Source organism: Vitiosangium sp. GDMCC 1.1324 (assembly GCF_003044305.1).
Taxonomy (GTDB): Bacteria; Myxococcota; Myxococcia; order Myxococcales; family Myxococcaceae; genus Archangium.
In genome coordinates this window covers 922,919-939,561 of the sequence record NZ_PZOX01000002.1, presented here as the reverse complement: position 1 = coordinate 939,561, position 16,643 = coordinate 922,919, and the positions used below count along the sequence as shown (strand labels likewise).

Below are 16,643 nucleotides of genomic sequence, written 5' to 3'. Positions count from 1 at the left end.
CTTGGTCCTACCCAAGGGTACTGGTGAGCGCCACTCTTCCAGGCGTATCAGATTAAGCAGGCCTGCGGACACCAGTTGCACCTCGCCACCCCGCTTCTCGAAAAGCGGAAGTCCTCCCTCAAAGCCATGATGATGCTCCTGACCGCGGTCGCGCTCATTCTCTTCCTTCTCGCGGCATACAATTTCATTCTGGCATTGGCGGGTCTGGCGAAACCCAGGCCAACCCCCCCGAGCCCCCCGCGCCACACCTTCGCGGTGCTCGTCCCGGCCCACAACGAGGCCCGGGTCATCGTGGAGAACATCCGTTCGCTGCTCGCACAGGACTATCCCCGCGAGCTGTTCCGCATCTTCGTCATCGCGGACAACTGCACGGATGACACCGCGGCCGTGGCCCGGACGGCGGGCGCGGACGAGGCCCTCGAGCGCTTCGACTCCGAGCTGCGCGGCAAGGGACATGCCCTCGTCTGGGCGCGAGATCAGGTGGAGCGCCAATACCAGCCAGACGCCTACTGTGTCTTCGATGCCGACAACGTGGCGAGCCGCAACTTCCTCCAGGTGATGAATACCCGGCTCGCCCAGGGGGAGCGAATCATCCAGGGCTACCTGGACACGAAGAACCCCTCCGACACCTGGGTGACGAAGGCCATCTCCGCCGCGTATTGGATTTCCAACCGCCTCTGGCAGCTCGCGCGCTCGCGGCTCGGGCTCAGCAATGCGTTGGGGGGTACCGGCTACTGCGTGCGTCGTGAGCTGCTGCGCCAGTACGAGCCGGACCCCACCTGCCTCACCGATGACCTGGAGTTGCAGATGCGGCTGCTCCTGGAGGGCTTCCGGGTGGGCTGGGCCCACGAGGCGGTGACGTACGACGAGAAGCCGCTGACCCTGCGCCAGTCGTGGCGGCAGCGTGTCCGCTGGATGCAGGGCCACTGGGACGTGGCCCGGCGCTACGCCCTCCCGTTGTTCAAGCGCGCCTTGCTGAACCACAGTCTGGCGCAGTTCGACGGGGCCTTGTATTGCATCCAGCCGGCGCTGGCGGTGGTGGGCACCCTGGTGGGCCTCGCCCTGGTGCTCGGCGCCTGCTTGCTGTCTCAACCCCAGGAGCTTGCCCCCCCCTTCTCCATGCCGCTCCACGCATGGGCCCTCCTGCTCTGCGCGTACGGGGTGTACCCGATGCTCGCCATGTACCTGGAGGGCGTGCGCGCGCGGCTGTATTTGAACTACGCCTGCTCCCTCCTCTTCGCGGTGACGTGGCTCCCCATCACCCTCTTGGGAATGATGAAGAGCCGCAACAAGGAGTGGGTACACACCGAGCACACGCGCTCCGTCTCCATCGAGCAGGTGCACGCGGTGGACGGCGACGCGGTGTTCAGCCAGACCGGGCCCGAGGCGCAGCCAGCCCAGGTCACACTCAGTGCCTCGCGCTCGTCGGCCCCATGAGGATGGCGCCGTGAGCCCGGACGAGCGGGGCCGCGGAAACGTTGTCGCTTCAAGCAGCCCACGGGGGGCAGAAGAACCATGCGCGTATTGACTGTGTTTGGAACCCGGCCAGAAGCCATCAAGATGGCTCCGGTCGTTTCTGAGTTGCGTCGCCGGGGGGTGGAGCAACGCATCTGCGTGACGGCCCAGCATCGCGCGATGCTCGACCAGGTGAACGAGTTGTTCGGCATCCCCGTGGACATCGACCTGGACCTGATGCGTCCCGGCCAGCGCCTGGAGGAACTGACCGCGCGCATCCTCATGTCCATGGGCGGCGTGCTCGAGCGGGAGAAGCCCGACCTCGTCCTGGTGCACGGCGATACCACCACCGCGTTCGCCACCGCGCTGGCCGCGTTCTACCGGGATGTCCCCGTGGGTCACGTGGAGGCGGGGCTGCGCACCCATGATCGCCGCCAGCCCTTCCCCGAGGAGACGAACCGGGCGTTCATCGCCCAGATGGGCAGCCTCCACTTCGCGCCCACGCCGCGCTCCCGGGCCAACCTCCTCTCGGAGCGGGTCGCGCCGGAGAGCATCCTCGTCACCGGGAACACCGCCATCGACGCCCTCCTCCAGATGAGCGCGCGAGTGTGCCCCGAGGATGCCCGGGTGCGGGTGCCCGCCGGACACCGGCCCATCCTGCTCACCGCGCATCGCCGCGAGAGCTTCGGCGCGCCCCTGGAGGCCACCTTCCTGGCCTTGCGGCGCATCGTGGAGCGCTTCCCGGACGTCGAGGTGGTGTACCCGGTGCACCCCAACCCCCATGTCCAGGAGCCGGCGCACCGCCTCCTCGGAGGGCATGCGCGCATCCACCTCATTGAGCCCCAGCCGTACCACGCATTCGTGGCCCTCATGAAACAGGCGGAGCTCATCATCACCGACTCCGGCGGCATCCAGGAGGAGGCGCCGGCACTGGGCAAACCGGTGCTGGTGCTCCGCAACGTCACCGAGCGGCCCGAGGCCGTCGAGGCCGGCACGGTGCGGCTGGTCGGCACCGACCCCGAGCGCATCGAGCAGGCCGTCACCACGTTGCTCTGCGAGCCCGAGGAGCAGGAGCACATGGCACGGGCCATCAATCCCTATGGAGATGGCCGCGCCGCCGAGCGCATCGTCAGCCACCTCCTGGGCGAGTCCCCCGCGCCCTGGCAGTCACCCGCCGAGCGGGTGAGCGAGTCCGTGCGAAAGGACGAGACGCCGCGCCGCCGTACCAGGAGGCTGGATGAGCTCGCTGCGCACGAGGTACGTCTCTGACGGAGCACGTGTGGCACCCCGGTGTTCCTGGCACCCGGTCGCGGGTGCCAGGTCCGTGGGGAAGCCCGATTCACGGCGTCGCGGAGTGACCGTTGTCCCTCCAGCTGGGGTCGTCGTCCTGTACACCGAGGCGGGGAGCCGCCTCGAACTGGAGGCCGCTGCCCGCTTCCGCCCGCACCACCCAGTCGGTGTCGGAATCGGCGATGCGCGCCTTTCCGCTGAGCAGGCGCGGCTTCGTGTAGGCGGACTTCCTGTAGCACCACGTCATCCCGGCCAGGCTGCTCGGATGCGACGCGGTCACCCGCACCGCGCCGGTGGGTGACGCATCCACGCTCCAGGTGACGTCTCGCCGGTCGCTCATGAACTGCGCGATGCGCGCCATCGTGTACCACCGGAACTGCTGGTGCTTGCTCTGCCGCTCAGCGGAGTCGAGGAGATGCTTGAGCACGTCCGGCCAGAGTACCGCGCCCGGCGGGTGCGCGTAGATGAGGCGCGTCGTACGGTTGTTGATGGCGAAGGCGATCAGCGCCTCGTGCCATTTCCGGATGATCTCCTTTGGCACCTTCTGCTCCTGCCAGTCCTCGAAGGTCGCGGTCGTCCCGTAGGTCGTCAGCGGAATGGTCCAGATGGACGGGTGGGTGAGCGTGCCATTTCGCCAAGAGCGGGTCGGCGCCATGCCGGTGTGCCCGAGGAAGTAGAACGCGGTGATGCCTTTGTTCTCGAGCCAGCTGACGGCCCAGAGTGGGTTGTTGCCCAGGGGCGCGGAGTATTCGCGGCTCGGGCGGCCGATCACCGCGGTCACCGCGTCGTCGTTCAGGGCCAGGTACTGTTGGAAGGTCTCCCCGTTCGTCTCGCTGGCGTTGAAGCCGTAATAGTCGTGAATCCATCCGCCGTGGCTGCCCACTTCATGACCGCTCGCGACGAACTCCCGCAGGAACCGTTGAGCGACGCTGTTGTTCGGTAAATCCCATCCGTCGCCATCGCCGAAGTTCACCGTGTCCGGACCCGCGGTCATGTGGATGGAGAACGGGCCGCTCTTCCAGACGCCCATGTCCTTCAATTGCTGCGTCGGCGCCTGTGCTTCCTTCGAGTCCAGGTGCCAGTTCAGGATCAGCCCGGCCGTACCATCGGGGACCGATGTGAGCTGGGGCAGGTTCAGCATGCGTCGCGAGAAGTAGTCGATGAATCCGTGCATCGGCATGCCATCGGTTCGCAGTTTCAGGTAGACCAACGGCATGTTCACGAACAGCACGCGGCCCGCGCCGTAGTTGCGCGTACCCGCCATCAGCCCGTGATAGGGCGAGGTCAGCAGCGGTTCGCCGTCGAACGAGCCCCGTGTGACATACGATGGATACGACACGACGTTGTACCCGTAATTCACGGCCGTATGCGGTGTTTCGTAGTCGGGCTCGACCTTCGCCAGATAGGAGTCGTCCGGATCGAGCGGTGGCGCCGGGGTGGGCTTCATCGGAGTGGCGCCCCGCACCGGGTTCGCCTCCACCGCGGTCGCGTGCCGCGTCGCCAACGGCAGGCCCGAGCTGCCCATGACAGGGCCCCGTGGCGTGGGGCGGATGTTGGCATAGATTTCATGGTCGTGGCCGATGAGCCCGCCCACGTTGGTCGGGCCCGAGGGCAGGAACGACACGATGCCGCGCGAGCTGGCGATTCTCGAGTCCGCCAACAGTTCCGGCGAGTACCCCAAGGACTTGCCGGGCGGGATGTCCAGCGCGCGCATCACACGGAGCTTGCCGACGGCAGGTCCCAGGCCGATCGTGAAGTCCCGCAGCTCGTCGTAGAGCACATAATCGACGCCGACCATGTCGGAGAAACGCGACTTCGGTATGGAGTAGAACCCGGTGCTCGTGAGCGCGCCCGCGTCGTAGACGAGCATCAACTGGCCGCCGCCGCTCGTGTATCGCTTCAACGCCGCGACCAGCTCGTCGCTCATCCGCACCTGCGACTGGTCCGGAACGATGATGCCACGATACTTGAGCCGGGCGCTCCCTCCGTCTTCGAGGAACTGTGCGTTGCTGTAGACCGTGAGCGCATAGCCCTCTTCCTTCACCGCATCAATCCACGCGGCGATCTCCGGCTGCTGGAGCGCGGTGGGGCTCGTGTCTGGCAGCAACAACGCGAGTTTCGCCGGAGTGATTGCATGGGCGATGCCGGCGAACAGTACGAGCGCGAGCGGCGCCGCGCTCCATGAACGACGCCACCCCGATGGCTCGGATGCGCCGGCCATTTGTCTTGAATATTCGGTATGCATGGTTGGACCCCCCAATTTCGGCTGAACACACACAGCGGGAGAGGCCAACGAGTTCGAAGGGCGAGCTGGAGCCTCCCTTTGGTACCGCTTGTGTTCACGCGGCTTATACGCGCGGGTTTCCACCGAGTGCACTGGCACCTTCGTGCATCCTGTGCGCTGGCATACAAGGACGCCCGCTCAGGCCCTTCTCACCCCCAGGGGAAGACCTCGGACAATGCGGTGTCCTGGCGGGTGAAGGTGTCGCGCAGCTCGCGCTGGCCGCTCCTTCCTGGCTTCCTGCCTCGCCACTGCTTCAGGCGCCACGCTCGTCTCCTCCGCTCCCGTCTCACCGCCCGCCGCCCCCTCGCAGTCGACCGAGGCGGGCTTCGATCGCCGCGCGCTCCTGTGCGTCCGACACCTCACCCAGCACGCGCTCCAGATCCGCCGCCGCGCCCTGGGCCCTGCCGAGGCGCTCGAGGCACGCAGCGCGCTGCCAGTAGGCGACCGTCATCCCGGGTGACCGGGTGATGAGGTTGTCGAGGTCTGCCACCGCGCCCTCGTCGTCGCCGCGCTGTGCTCGCAGGAGCGCGCGGTTGTACAGTGCCGCCACGTTCAACGGCTGCAGGTGGAGCACGGCGTCGAAGTCGCGCAGCGCGGCGCCGAATGCCGATTGCCCCATCGCCGCGGCGCCACGATAGAACAGGGCGAGCGGGTCTCGGGGATAGAGGGAGAGCGCCCGGTCGAAGTGCGCGTGCGCCGCGGCTGGGTCGCGGGCCAGGAGTTGCATTCCCTCTTCCAAGCTCGAGCGGGCCGCGGCGAGGGCCCTCCGGGCCTGTGCGGTGAGCTGTGCCGTGAGCGCCGACTGCCCCAGCCGGTCCATCGCGCTCGCGAGGAGTTGCTCGGCGCCGCCAAGGAGCGCCGCCTCGCGCGGCCCGCCCGTCTCCGCTGCGGCGGACAGCACCACTGTCGCGCAATAGAAGTGGTTCTGCGCCCCGCCGACGTCGCCGTGGTGGAGCAACAGGCTGCCGAGGAGCTTGTGGGCCTCGCCCACCCAGATGTTGGGAGCCTGCCGCAGCGACCACGCCCACCGCAGCGTCTCCAGCGCCGCCTCCTCCGCGGCGTCGATGTCGCCCGTATCGAGCGCCGCCTGTACCCGCGCACCGAAGCGCCCCATCATCTCCTTCTCGGGAAGCGACTCGTCGTGCGCGGCGATGAGCGACTCGGCCATCGTCACGTGCGCGCCGAGGTGGTGGTGCAGCCGTGGCGCGAGCCGCGGGTCCGCGGCGGCCAGGCCGTCGCGGTAGGCGGCGAGTCCCTCGGCGAGCCAGCGCTCCCGGGGCCCATCGAGCTTCATGAAGCAGTTGCCGAGGTGCGCGAGGAGCGCGGGGTAGCTCAGGGGTGACTCCCGTTGCCGCTCGCGCAGTGCCGGGAGTGCCCGCTGGCCCGCGCGGATCGCGTCCAGCAGATTGGAGTCCCGGTCGCCTCGGAAGCGCTCGCCGAGCACGCGCGAGAGCAGCGCGCTCACGCGCGCCCTCGCGAACGCATCCGGCTCCTGACTGGCGAGGTACTCGGCCGCTCGAAGTACGCCGAGCGCTTGGTCGATGCGGCCTTCCTTCTCGGCGCCGTCCGCGAGGTGCTCGAGCGGGGGCGCCATCGCCTCAGCCAGCAGGAGGTACGCGTCGATGCTCATCGCCCAGTCGGTCACCGTATCGAGGAGCGCGAGGGCCGCGCGGCTGCTCGCCTCGGCGGCGGTGGACGTCTCCGCACTCGGTGCCATCTTGAGCCACACCTCCGCCGCGCCGAGCCGGGCCCGTGCCTCGTCCGTGGCGCGACCCTCGGTGTCGAACAGCGACGAGGCGGCCTCGAAGTGCTCGCGCGCGAGCAGCAGCAGGGCAGGGTCGTACGGCACGTCCTCGAAACGGAGCCCGGCGGCGTCGTGCGCCGACACGGCGCGCCGAAGCGCGTCCTGGCCGGCGTGCAGGTGCTCGTCGGCTGACGTCTGGGTGTTCATGGGTGCACCTCCGAGCTGGCGCTGGGTGCTTCGGCCTTGGGGGCAACGGCGGGTGGAGCCTGGAGCGACGCGAGCAGCGCGTCGAGCCGCGCGCGCTGTCGCGGGCTCTGCTCCCGCTCGCGCGCTTCGCGCAGGTGGTTTGCCGCCGCGGCGTCGTTGCCCAGGAGTTGCTCGATCCCGGCCAGCTTCGCGTAACCGTCGGAGCTCGTCGGTGCGTGGGCCACCAGTTCCTCGGCTGCCGCACGTGCGTCCACGAGGCGCCGGAGAGCGATGAGCGCGGCGGCGCGCATGTCGAGCTCATCGAACCGGCGCTCCTGCAGGCCGCCGATTCTCGCTTGGTCGTCGTCGCGGCTGAAGCGGTCGTCCGGATGCCAGCTGTCCCTCCGTGCCTCCAGCGCTCGAATGCTGGCTGCATTGAGCGCGAGTGCCCTGGTGGCGTCGTCGAGCGCGCCATCGGGGTCCCCGATGAGCATTCGGACCTTCGCCCGCAGCCGGTACGGCTCTTCCTCGTCCGGGAAGCGGGAGACCGCGACCTCGAGAAAGTGGAGCGCCGCGTCATGGTCCCGCGAGATGCCGGCGGCGTGGCCAATGCTGCACAGCTCTCGAAGCCACGCCGCAGCGAGCAGGCGATCCTCCCCGTAGCGTGCCGTGAGGTGGCGCAGTGCGTCCTCGAACGGCTTCGGGGCGAGGTCGTCCTTCGACCAGCGCTGGTAGTGGATGGCGGAGACGAGGGCGACATGGAGTCGCGCTGCCGCGTCCTGTGCTCTCTCGGCCTGTCCCGCCGCCTCGGCCAGGCGCAGGGCCGCCTCCAGGTGCACTGTCGCGAACCGGGCGAGCGCATACTGCTCCGCGTCCATCAGCGCGAGGCCGAAGGCCAGTCGCACGTCGAACCGCTTGCACCCGCCGGATCGCGCGGCCAGGTAGTCCTCGATCAGCTCCGGCGTATCGCGCGTGATCAGGCCCACGGCGACTCGCAGGAACTCCTCGCGTGTGATGCTGATGCGCCTGTGCTTGGCGTCGCTCGTGACCGGCTCGATGCGTGCCTCCACTCCGGCGGCGTTGAGCCCTTTCTTGAGGAAGATCCGGTCGGGCCACGGGTCGAGCAGGTGGATGCGGCCCTCGTCCTCGTCCACGTACCACACGGCTGTGTAGTGGTGGGTGAGGCGGTCAGAGACGAGCAGCGTGTCACTCGAGGCGGCGAGCCACCAGAGGTCCTCGCGAGGGACCGGCACGGCCTGGTCGAGCGGCAGCTTCGCCCGATCGCTACAGAACGCGAGATAGATCGTCGTGTCGGGAAATGCCCCGCGGTAGCGCGCGTAGGGGAAGTAGTCGGCGCTCCACTTCTTGAGGTCATAGAGGCTCCGCGGCCGCAAGGGCCTCGGGTCTTGCGCGTCACCGGCGTAATCCATGAGGCCTTGGGAGAGGGCCTCGAAGGCGAGGATGGAGCCCGCGAGTTGCTCGAGCCGTGGGTCCCGCTGTGGCCGCCCGTCGCGCCGCGGCGGAGTGGGGATGGCGAGGCCACTCAGGTACTCACTCGTCGGAGTAGACATGGGCCACCTCCGAGGTCCGCTGCCGGTCCACGCCGGCCACGCTGTAGTGGAAGACGAACCGCAGCTCGTACAGGCCCTGCTCGCACGTCATCACGGTCCCCTTGAGCTCCTCGATGTCCGCTCCGCCGGCGGGGAAGGTGAGGATGCGGGGGTCGTCGGTGTCGAAGAAGTTCGCGCTCTTCGCCTCGCGAAAGGTGCCCCGCTTGGCGTCGATGACCCACCGCGCCGGCATGACGCGGTTGCCGAAGACCAGGACGGTAAAGACGTGAGGTTGTGCGACTCCGGCTCCGATCAGGCGCGCGCCCTCGATTTCGTACGCGTACTCCGGACGCCGGCCGGGAGTGAATCGCACGACCTCGAGCTCCGTCGCGTGCAGATTGATGGAGTGCTTGCCCTCGCCGTTGTGCGCCAGGGTGAACGAGACGTGGACGCCGCCGGTGAAGAGCTGGGGCGGCCCACCCGGCGGGGCGAGCACCGGATGGCCGTCGAGCGGGGTGCGCCGGCGGGGCGAGTCGAGCGAGCTGACGTTCAGGTCGGAGAGACTGGCGGATGGTCCCGGGGGCGCACGCTCGGCCGTCGTCACGTACTTCACGAGGGCCTCGACCACGTTCGCGCGGAGATTCTCCGGCGACGTGAAGTACTTGACCACGCGCTCGGTCTGCAGCCGCGACTTGAGTGCCTTCAGACGCTCCGCGCCGGCTCCTGTTTCGATGTCGCTCGCCCGCAGCCCGCGGTAGTCGTCGCTCATCAGGAAGATCAGCCGCGGGATGCCGCGCTGCACGGCACGCTCGTACTCCATCTCCGTGACGGAGCGAGTGCCGCCCGGAGGCACGTAGCCGTAGCGGTGCGCGAAGACGCCGATGTACAGCTCCGACTGGTCGACCATCTCCGTCGAGACGCTTACCGCCTCGGCATCGCTCGCCGGCAGGTACTCCATCATCCTGGGGAACACGCCCACCTCGAGACACGCCTGGAGCACGGCGTCGCGATGCTCGGCCAGATCCCTCACGGTGCTGCTCACCATCGCGGCCTTTCGGATGCCCACCGGCAGTCCCTCCGTGGCTCGCCTGCTCACCCTGTGTCCGCCGCGCCCGCGGCTGGCCTTCCAGATCCAAACAAATCTGGACTTGCCGAACGGCACATCAAGCGGACGGCCAGCGATGCATCTGCTTCCCAGGGCGGAGGAAGTGCGGGGTTGCATCCCACTCCTGACGCAGCGGGGGCGCTCCGCCCCACAACGACCTCCCCGCCAGGAACACTCCCGCCGCGGCGCTTGTTCTTCCGGATTCCCGGCTCATTGGCTGCGTATTCCCAACGTCACTCACGATTTTTGGACCTCGGCTTACCAATTGATCGACGATTGAAACTGCCGCGTGGAACCCGGGGTTCGAGATGACGTTGCACATAGACGGATGGGGGCTCTGTTGAGGGAAAAGGCAGGAGCCGAGGGGGAGGGAAGGGTCGCCAACGGGCGCCACCCGGGCCGAGAGCCGGGCCGGAGGAGAGGAGGTGCAGCCCTCTTCATGCACACGCCGGCCCAAGCGGCCCACCTGGGAGGGGGGGCGGCAAGGGGCGTGGGCTTCTGGGGCAACTCGCCGCCTGCCTGCACACCGCACGCAGGCGAACACATCCACCGCGCCCTTCGACGCGAGCGCTCTCGACTTCGAGGGGAGCCTGTCCGTCATCGATCAGGGCTTCGCCGTGCCGCACCCTTCGTCCCAGCTCGGCTCGAACATGAAGGGGTGAGGAGAGGCTGCGCTCGCGGCGGGCCTGGTTTGGCCCGCTGGCGGGGTGGGAGCCGCTCATCCGGAGCCCTTTTTCCTGGCTATTTGTATTAGTGCTTATATATCTACCCCATGCACCGGGGACTCGGAACGCAGTTGCGGCACCTGATCGACCTGCTTGATGGGGCAGTGGGTCAGGCCTACGAGGCAGAAGGGCTTCCCTACCGACCGCGCTACACACCCGTGATACGCACCTTGATGCAGCGAGAGCCCTTGACGATCGGCCAGATTGCCGAGGCCTCCGGCATCACGCAGCCCGCGGTGACACAGACGCTCGCGCTCATGGTCAAGGAAGGGCTGGTGTCCTCGGAACCGGGACCGGTCGATGGACGCCAGCGCTTGATCCGCCTCACCGACGCGGGGCGCGAGCTATTGCCCCGGTTGCAGATGCACTGGCAAGCCACCGCGAGCGCCGCGGCCAGTCTGGATGCCGAGCTGCCCATGCCCCTCTCGCGAATCCTCGAAAGTGCCATCGAGGCGCTCGAGGCGAAGTCGTTCGGCGAGCGCATTGCCGAGGCACGTGCGCGGCTGTCGAAAGAAGGAAAGAGCGCGGGCAACGGACGCAGGCGCTCATCGAGTCATCGCCCGTGACCTGGCAACACCTCGGCCTTTTCGATTCGGACCCAGAGAGGAATCACCATGCGGTTTTTCTTTTTCGACGGTGACAAGCGTCTGCGCAACGGCTGGAAAGCCATCGGTTTCTTCGCGCTGATGGCCGTGATGGTCGTGGGCCTGATCTTCGCCCGCAGAACGTTGCCGGACACGTTCAGACGGTTCGTGCCGGAGCCGCACCTTGCCTTCCTCGGCGCATTCCTCGCGAGCTGGATCTGCCTGCGTCTCGAGGGTCTGCCCCTTGCCTCCCTGGGACTGACGGTCGGCCGGCGTTCCGTCCGTGACTTCGGCCTCGGATGGGTGGGGGGTGCCGGCATCCTTGGACTGACGGCCGTCGTCGTCTGGCTGGCCGACGGCTTTCATCTGGTGCGGACAGCGGATGTCTACGCGACCCTGTTCCTGAAGAATGCTTGGACGATGCTGGCGGTGGCGCTCTTCGAGGAGACGATATTTCATGGCTATGCGTTCCAACGGGCGATCAAGGGCATCGGTCCGGTCTGGGCGCAGCTCGTGATCGCCGTGACCTTCTGCCTGGCCCACCCGTTTGGTCCCGGCATGAGCGGAAGCACGGTGGTGCTGGCGATGCTCAACATCTTTCTGGCGGGGTTGATGCTGGGCCTTTGTTACCTGCGCACGGGCAGCCTCGCGCTTCCGGTCGGCGTGCACATGGGGTGGAACTGGGCGATGGGCAGCCTGGGATTCGCCGTGAGCGGCAACGAATCAAAAGGATGGTGGACGCCGGTCTACCACGGTGGCCCGGAATGGCTCACGGGCGGCGGCTTTGGCCTGGAAGCGTCCGTCGTCAGCGTCGTGCTTCTGGGACTGGCGGTCGTCGCACTGATGCGCTGGAAGGGCAGCAGCACTCATCCTGCGGAGCGCCGGTCGAGCGCGGGGGTCGAGGCGGTCGCCTGAGAGCGGTCGTTGCTCCGGGGCATTCCGTCCCACCTCCCCCGTCTTGAGCGCCGCGTCACGGGCCTCCCTGGGTGGGGGGCTGTGCCACCTCCCAGGACATCTGGGCCGTGGGGACGGAGGGAAGCCCCGCCGCGTCACGACGATATACAGCTGTGACGCGCGTTCTCATGCTGTATCGACCAAAACATCAGTGCAGTGACGAGCGTCGCTCTAGCGAACACAACGAGCACTCGCTTCATTTGGCGAAGTCGAAGACCGGCGAGACACTGATGGTGGTTTGCGCCGAAGATGGGCCCTGCATGCCGCTTGCGGTCGTCAAACGCTGGAGGAAGAGAACCTTCGTGCCACTCACGAACGCGCCTAGCACTTCGAGCTCAGCACTGCCTGCATAGGCGGCCGTGTAGCTGTCCCAGCTCTGGTAAAACGGCTGACCGTCGACTGCAAAAGTCACGGTGAGGATACGATCGAATCCTTCGGCGCAGCGCGACGCCTTGACCTTCGCTGGATCCGCCTCGGCGTCGCAATCGTCGGTTTTCTTGCTCGTCTGAACCACGACCGTGCGGTCGCCGATCTTCAGGGACAATTGCCCTTTGGCGTCCGGCGTTGCCGCGAACTCGACCTTTTGGTCCATGGTGATGTTCGCTTTAGCAAACGCAGCCTTGGCTTGGGCGAGGCGCGCCTTGGAGACGGCAGGCGCCGTACAACGCGATTCATCGTACGCGGGCTCATAGATTACCCACGACGCTTCGTCGTCCGCTCCAGCGTGCAGGAGTGCGAGCATCACGCCGTCGAACGGCGTCTTGTTCATGCCTGCGTAGTGGCAGCGCGTGGGCGCGAAGCGTTCTTCTCCAACGCTCGAGCCATCCGTCTCCGTGTATGCTTTAGCGGTCGAAACGACTTTGACGCCAACGAGGCCGCGATTCACATCGACGCCCAGCAGCGAAAGCGACCTGATTTCGACTGCACCCGACACCGCAGTCACCCCGGAGTTCACCTGGCTCGAAACCAACGGAGGAATCGTAAGCACAAGATACACCAGGAAAGTTCCCATGGAGCGTCATCTTACCGCGGCCTCGGGTGCCACGCTTCCCCTCCTCTGCGCTCTCTTGGGGGAGCCGCTCGCCACCTCCCGTGTACCGGACAACCCTCCGCGCGTGCCTGATTGCCCGCCCGGTGACGTGCTGTCCGGCCCGCGGGAAAACGCCCGTCCGGTGAAGCGCACCACGCACTGAGTGACGCGGACGGCCGGGCGAGCCACCGTCGGGCCCATCACAGCACGCGAGCGCGACTCCATCTTCATGGGAAGTCCGACGCGGAGGTGGCTGCGTGATCGAGCCAAGAGACATGGGAAGCCCCGGGTTCTTCACCGCCTGGGAGGGAGAGCGTTTCTCCATCCCGAAGACCCCGCGCGGCCTATCGTCACGCGAGGCCAGTCCCGTGGACGGAGCCGAGGGCGCCGACACGCCGCTCGAGCGGGTCCGCGCGGCGGAGGAGCTGCTTGAGGCGACCCTGTCCCGCTCCGACACGTGGCTGGAGACGCTGCGGTGGAAGGCCTCGTGGTCGCAGCACTTCCAGTTCGCCGGACAGCTCCTGCCGCTGCTCGGGGGCGCCGCGTTCCTCACCCAGCTCTCCGAGCACAGTGGCGTGGTGCGCGACGTGCTCGGGCTGATGACGTTCCTGGGCTCCATCGTGGGGCTCTGCGCGCGGCACGCCGAGCGGACGCTGGTGCAGGGGCACGGCGCCAGCGAGCTCCTCCCCCAGCTCGTGGAGGCGCGGGCCCACGGCGAGCGCTTGCGCTGGGGGCTGCGCGTCTGGAGGCGCTCGGGCCAGGACGAGCGCTTCGGCCAGGAGCTCATCGACCAGGCCCACGCGGTGACCCATCGCCTCCACACGCTCGGGCCCATGGTGGGCGACAGCCCCCTGCGCGCGCTGCTGCTACGGCTTCACGCGCCGAAGTCCACGCGCTGAACCGAGTCGTCCGCACTTGCCCACCGGCCCCCCGGTTCGGGTAGCATGTGTTCTCCCCCCACCTCGTTCGTCTGACACCCACCTGCGCGATGGTTACCCCCCTCGCGATCGGAAAGGCGTCGTATGGCTCACGAGAAACTCCCCGACTTGACTGAAGCCCAGCGCGCCGCGGTCAGCGCGCTCTCCAAGGACGAGCGCATCATCGCGGCTCCAGTGTGGCTCGCCCAGCAGGCGCAGCTGCCGAACGACGCCATCGAGCGTCAACACGCCACCCAGGATCCCGAGGGATTCTGGCGCGAGAAGGCGAAGCTCATCGAATGGATGCGGCCGTTCGATGAGGTCTTCCGCTTCGACCTGCCGCGTCACCAGTGGTTCCTTGGCGGCAAACTGAACGCGACGGTCAACTGCATTGACCGCCACGCGCTCGGTGACAAGCGTCTCAAGGCCGCGCTCATCTGGGTGGGCGAGGACGGCGAGGAGCAGACGTACACGTACAACCGGCTCTACCGGGAGGTGAACCGGTTCGCGAACGCGCTCAAGAAGCTCGGCGTGAAGAAGGGCGAGCGCGTCATCATCTACATGCCGCTCACCCCCGAGGGCATCATCTCGATGCTCGCCTGTGCGCGCATTGGCGCCATCCACTCGGTGGTATTCGCCGGCATGGGGACGCAGGCGCTCCGCAGCCGCGTCGAGGACTGTGGCGCCAAGGTCGTCATCTGCGCGGACTTCGCGTACCGCCGCGGGAAGAAGCTGCCCCTCAAGCCCACTGTCGACGAAGCCATCCGCGACCTCTACTCGGTCGAGCACGTCATCGTGCACCGCCGTGGCTCTCGCCCGGGCGACGCGCCGTTCACCTTCGAGTCGGAGCGCGAGCACGACTTCTACGACGTGCAGGGCGGGAGCGCCATCCACTGCCCACCCGAGCCCATGGACTCGGAGGATCCGCTCTTCATCCTCTACACCTCCGGCACGACCGGAAAGCCCAAGGGCGTCGTCCACACGAATGGCGGGTACCTCGTCGGCACGACCTACCTCGCGCGAGCCTTCTTCCAGATTGGCGACCGTGACATCTACTGGTCGACCTCCGACATCGGATGGATCGTCGGGCACTCCTTCATCGTGTATGGGCCGCTCTCCATCGGCGCGACGGTGTTCTGCCGCGAGGGCGTCCCCGACTACCCCTCGCCTGATGTCACCTGGGAGCTGTGCGAGCGGTACGGCATCAACGTGATGTTCACTGCGCCCACCGCGGTGCGCATGTGGATGAGCCATGGCGGGGAGGCGCCGGCGCGCTATGACCTGAAGAAGCTCCGGCTCGTCGCCTGCGCGGGCGAGCCACTCAACCCCGAGGCGCACCACTGGGCGCAGACCCACCTCGTCGGCCAGTCGGGCGGCCTGGTGGTGGACAACTTCTGGCAGACCGAGATTGCGGCACCGGTGCTCGGGACGCTCCCCACCTTCGACGCGCGCCCGGGCAAGGTCGGCAAGCCCCTGCCCGGCGTCGAGGCCGCCATCGTGGATCCGGACGGCAAGCCCGTACTGGACGGGTACGGTGGCCTGCTCGTCATCAAGAAGCCGGTGCCGTACATGCTCCGGACCGTGTGGAACGACCACGCCCGTTACGAGAAGTACTGGACGCAGATTCCGGGCGTCTACACGGCGGGAGACATCGCCGTGAAGGACGCGGACGGCTATTTCGCGGTGCTCGGCCGCGCCGACGACGTGATGAACGTGGCCGGCCATCGCATCGGGACGGCGGACGTGGAGTCCTCACTGCTCCGCCACCCCGCTGTCGCCGAGAGCGCCGTCGTGGGCCTGCCGGATCCGCTCAAGGGCGAGCGCATCAAGGCATTCGTCGTTCTGCGCAGCGGCATCACCCAGAGCCCCAGCCTTCTCGCGTCGCTGCGCGACCATGTGCGGCAGGATCTCGGCCCCATCGCGACCCCGTCCGACATCGACATCCGGACATCGCTCCCGAAGACCCGCTCCGGGAAGATTGTGCGGCGCTACCTCAAGGCGGTGGAGATGGGCCAGGATCCGGGCGACCTGTCGACACTGGCGGACTAGTGGTGGACCAGGGGTCGAGCTGTCCGTAGACGAGGAGGATGCGCTCGCCGCGGTTCTTCACCCACGCCTCGATGCGGGGAATGGAGCCGTGGTCGAAGCCGTAGGGCTCGATGGAGAAGGGCACGAGGCTGGCCGGCGCGTACTGCCGGGGGTAGTGCAGCAGGCCGTGCAGGTGCCGCTCGTCGGAGCGGTAGCTGCCGAGCTGTGTGCCCGCCTGGGGAAGGTATCAAACAGTGCCTACGAATTGTCTGACACCCTTCCTGCGCCCCGGCCCCCCTGGAACCCCTCACTGTCAGATTGCGCACCATACTCCGAATGGCCTCACCAGGACCCTTCAGGTCCTGAATTTGTTGGAAGACATAGCCATGCGCTTCCGAGCGTGCATCGCACTTCTGCTTTTTCTCTCCGCCTGCGCGAGTGCGCCCGCCCCGCTGTCGATGCCAAGGCATCACGCCTTCGTCCCGACTCGTCCCTCGGGACCGAGCATCCGGCTCGTGTCCGCGCCGATGGACCCGGTGCATCAACAGTCGCGGATTAGAAAGGCGGACCTGGAGCAGGCCAGGGCACTGCTCTTTCGAGCGCGCACGGACCTGGAGCCGCGTCAATGGGAAGCGTTGGACGGAAGGCTCACCGCAGCGGAGCGAGCTTTTGAGCGATTCTCCAGAGCCGGGAAGACGAGCGGGCAAGCTGCCGAGGTGTCGAGGGGAGCGGAGGGGGTCGCGTTGGCTGGACGCGCCAGGACGGTCGCTGAAACGCTCCCCCGTGTGGGC

The 16,643-nt window shown here is 67.5% G+C and carries 12 protein-coding genes and 1 pseudogene; 7 read left to right on the top strand and 6 right to left on the bottom strand.

The features are described from left to right. Positions 1 to 126 precede the first annotated feature (126 nt). Both DAT35_RS08320 and wecB read left to right on the top strand, forming a co-directional pair. Positions 127 to 1,437: a glycosyltransferase family 2 protein gene (locus tag DAT35_RS08320; protein ID WP_233261358.1), complete on the top strand. Its 1,311-nt coding sequence runs from the start codon at positions 127 to 129 to the stop codon at positions 1,435 to 1,437. A gap of 78 nt (positions 1,438 to 1,515) precedes the next feature. Next, positions 1,516 to 2,724, top strand: a complete 1,209-nt coding sequence (gene wecB, locus DAT35_RS08315; RefSeq protein ID WP_108066339.1) for a non-hydrolyzing UDP-N-acetylglucosamine 2-epimerase — start codon at positions 1,516 to 1,518, stop codon at positions 2,722 to 2,724. Between the two features lie 70 nt (positions 2,725 to 2,794). Here the strand turns inward: wecB and DAT35_RS08310 are convergent, their stop codons facing one another. The 4 genes from DAT35_RS08310 to DAT35_RS08295 form a co-directional block, all read right to left on the bottom strand. Then, positions 2,795 to 4,966 (bottom strand): hypothetical protein, encoded by a 2,172-nt coding sequence (locus tag DAT35_RS08310; protein ID WP_146209631.1) that lies wholly within the window; start codon positions 4,964 to 4,966, stop codon positions 2,795 to 2,797. Between the two features lie 349 nt (positions 4,967 to 5,315). After that, complete coding sequence (locus DAT35_RS08305; RefSeq protein WP_108066337.1) at positions 5,316 to 6,980, bottom strand: hypothetical protein; 1,665 nt, start codon at positions 6,978 to 6,980, stop codon at positions 5,316 to 5,318. Then, on the bottom strand, positions 6,977 to 8,530 hold the full coding sequence (locus DAT35_RS08300; RefSeq protein WP_108066336.1) for a tetratricopeptide repeat protein: 1,554 nt from the start codon (positions 8,528 to 8,530) through the stop codon (positions 6,977 to 6,979). Before DAT35_RS08300 ends, DAT35_RS08305 begins: the two co-directional genes overlap by 4 nt. Continuing rightward, entirely contained in the window at positions 8,511 to 9,575 is a 1,065-nt protein-coding gene (locus DAT35_RS08295; protein WP_158501601.1) for a DUF4062 domain-containing protein, read from the bottom strand. The genes DAT35_RS08300 and DAT35_RS08295 overlap by 20 nt, the downstream gene beginning before the upstream one ends. 811 nt (positions 9,576 to 10,386) lie before the next feature. Here DAT35_RS08295 and DAT35_RS08290 point away from each other — a divergent pair. Beyond that, entirely contained in the window at positions 10,387 to 10,905 is a 519-nt protein-coding gene (locus DAT35_RS08290) for a MarR family winged helix-turn-helix transcriptional regulator (protein WP_108066334.1), read from the top strand. 48 nt (positions 10,906 to 10,953) lie between these two features. Continuing rightward, on the top strand, positions 10,954 to 11,838 hold the full coding sequence (locus DAT35_RS08285) for a CPBP family intramembrane glutamic endopeptidase (protein ID WP_108066333.1): 885 nt from the start codon (positions 10,954 to 10,956) through the stop codon (positions 11,836 to 11,838). Between the two features lie 235 nt (positions 11,839 to 12,073). Here the strand turns inward: DAT35_RS08285 and DAT35_RS08280 are convergent, their stop codons facing one another. Beyond that, the gene (locus DAT35_RS08280; protein ID WP_108066332.1) at positions 12,074 to 12,889 is read right to left on the bottom strand and encodes a hypothetical protein; all 816 of its coding nucleotides are present in this window, start codon (positions 12,887 to 12,889) and stop codon (positions 12,074 to 12,076) included. Between DAT35_RS08280 and DAT35_RS58030 the strand changes: the two genes are divergently transcribed. The 3 genes from DAT35_RS58030 to acs all read left to right on the top strand — a co-directional run bounded on the left by DAT35_RS58030 (position 12,888) and on the right by acs (position 15,873). Next, on the top strand, positions 12,888 to 13,070 hold the full coding sequence (locus DAT35_RS58030) for a hypothetical protein (protein WP_146209630.1): 183 nt from the start codon (positions 12,888 to 12,890) through the stop codon (positions 13,068 to 13,070). The two genes, DAT35_RS08280 and DAT35_RS58030, sit on opposite strands and share 2 nt — an antisense overlap. A 112-nt stretch (positions 13,071 to 13,182) precedes the next feature. Then, positions 13,183 to 13,806: a hypothetical protein gene (locus tag DAT35_RS08275; protein WP_108066331.1), complete on the top strand. Its 624-nt coding sequence runs from the start codon at positions 13,183 to 13,185 to the stop codon at positions 13,804 to 13,806. Positions 13,807 to 13,953: 147 nt separating this feature from the next. Continuing rightward, a complete protein-coding gene (gene acs, locus DAT35_RS08270) occupies positions 13,954 to 15,873 on the top strand; it encodes an acetate--CoA ligase (protein ID WP_233261356.1) in 1,920 nt (639 codons plus the stop codon). On the opposite strand, the pseudogene DAT35_RS62320 reads toward acs, so the two are convergent. Then, positions 15,818 to 16,087: pseudogene (locus tag DAT35_RS62320) on the bottom strand (hypothetical protein); the annotation flags it as partial. The gene acs and the pseudogene DAT35_RS62320 overlap by 56 nt on opposite strands. Positions 16,088 to 16,643: the final 556 nt, after the last annotated feature.